The organism is Halorubrum sp. AJ67 (genome assembly GCF_000513435.1).
The window spans coordinates 16,015-17,698 of record NZ_CBVY010000012.1 but is presented as its reverse complement, the minus strand read 5'-3'; the positions used below and the strand labels follow the sequence as shown (position 1 = coordinate 17,698).

The following is a 1,684-nucleotide window of genomic DNA, read 5'->3' as shown; positions in this document are numbered from 1 at the left end:
GACCCCGGTGTGCCGTGGTGAACGAGGACCGGGAAACCGTCGGGGTCGCCGCCGGTCGCGTACGAGAGGGTGCGTCCGTCGGGGAGAGTACACGCGTCCGTCCGAAGGGTCGTCGATTGGGGCGTCATGGCGGGACCTACGCGCCGTTTCTCGGAGGGGCCGAAAACGGGTTACGGTCTCTCGGTCTCGGCGTCGTGGCGGCGACGCTCACGGGCGTCGAAACCGGGGGAAAGAAAGCGTGTCGCCGTCGGAGCGGCGAGCCGTCGGCCGGATCAGTAGCCGAGCCGCTCGCGCACGAGGACGAGCGTCGTCCGCCCCTCCTCGGTCTCGCGTCGGTAGACGAGCTGTTTGGCGATGGCGGACTCGACGCCGTACGCCTCCTGTGCGCGCTCGTTCTCCAGCGGGTACGCGACCGATTCGAGGCGGTCGAAGGCGTCGTCGAGCGTCGGGACGATCTTGTTGACCCCGCTGACGATGACGACGTTGCCCGCGGCGAACGGGTACGCCCCGATCCGGCTGCCGGAGAGGTCGGCCGCGACCAGCTCGCCGGTCCCCGCGATGGCGTTGATCCCGCCGAGGAAGTAGTCGGCCGTCTGCGACTCGCGGCGCGCGGTCTGTCGCTCCGCGTCGTCGTCGATGCCCCAGATCCGGTCGGGGAGGCTCTCCCAGTCGTGGTCGCCCTCGCTCAGGAACTCGTCGAACCCGATCTCTTCGAGCGTCGTCGAGTGCCCGTTCATCACGGAGACCCCCGCGGGGATCTGTGATTTCACCGTCTCTAACGCCTCGTCGGCGTCGTCGACGACGATCACGTCGAAGCCGCGCTCCTCCAGATTTGCGACGGTCTCTTCGACTGTCTCCGCGTCCGGGATGTCGTCCAACTCCGCGTCGATCTCCGCGTCGTCTGCGTAGTCTGCCTTCTGCTGTGACATTGTGAATGGGATCGAACGGACCACGCCGCGCGTCTGCGGCGAGTCCGTCCAGTTGATAGATCGGAGGCACGGACGACACTTAACGGCTCGCGAACACCCGTGTCGGGTGGTTACACCGGTGTTACCGTCGTGTCGATTCGGATACGTCACCGCCGTCGAACGCCGAGCCGGCGGCTCTTCGGTCGTGGCGTCGGTCGTCGATAAAAATCGCGTGTCGTCGAGGCCCGAAGGGGCGCGCGACGGTCGGTCTGGTGGCGGTTCGGTGAAACGGCTGCGGTCGGAATCAGGGGGCGTGTGAGTTCTCGCCGAACTTCACATCGCGCCGCCCATACCGCCCATACCGCCCATGCCGCCGCCCATTCCGCCGGGCGCGCCGCCGGGACCGCCCTCGTCGCCGCCGTCGTCGGAGCCGCCGCCCTTGAGGTCGCCGGCCGCGATGACGTCGTCGATGCGGAGGATCATGACGGCCGCCTCGGTGGCGGACTCGATGGCCTGGGTCTTGACGCGGAGCGGCTCCACGACGCCCTCGGCCTCCATGTCGATCACGTCGCCCGTGTAGGCGTCGAGACCGGCACCGAACTCGCCGCCGTCGTGGCGGGAGCGGAGGTCGACCAGCGAGTCGATGGGGTCGAGACCCGCGTTCTCTGCGAGGGTGCGCGGGACAACTTCTAAGGCGTCGGCGAACGCCTCGACGGCGAGCTGCTCGCGGCCGCCGACGGAGTCGGCGAAGTCGCGGAGCTGCAGCGCCAGCTCGG

At 68.8% G+C, this 1,684-nt stretch carries 2 protein-coding genes and 1 pseudogene; all 3 read right to left on the bottom strand.

Annotated elements, in window-relative coordinates; translation table 11 throughout:
- Positions 1 to 128, bottom strand: a pseudogene (locus BN903_RS18765) (alpha/beta hydrolase); the annotation flags it as partial.
- 144 nt (positions 129 to 272) lie between these two features.
- The gene (locus BN903_RS10555) at positions 273 to 929 is read right to left on the bottom strand and encodes a lactate utilization protein (protein WP_048077696.1); all 657 of its coding nucleotides are present in this window, start codon (positions 927 to 929) and stop codon (positions 273 to 275) included.
- A gap of 312 nt (positions 930 to 1,241) precedes the next feature.
- Positions 1,242 to 1,684: TCP-1/cpn60 chaperonin family protein (locus tag BN903_RS18760; RefSeq protein ID WP_394296248.1), on the bottom strand; the 443-nt coding region annotated here is incomplete at its 5' end.

Coding starts and splice junctions, on each gene's coding strand:
- BN903_RS10555 (WP_048077696.1), bottom strand. CDS start 929: ATGTCACAGCAGAAGGCAGACTACGCAGACGACGCGGAGATCGACGCG.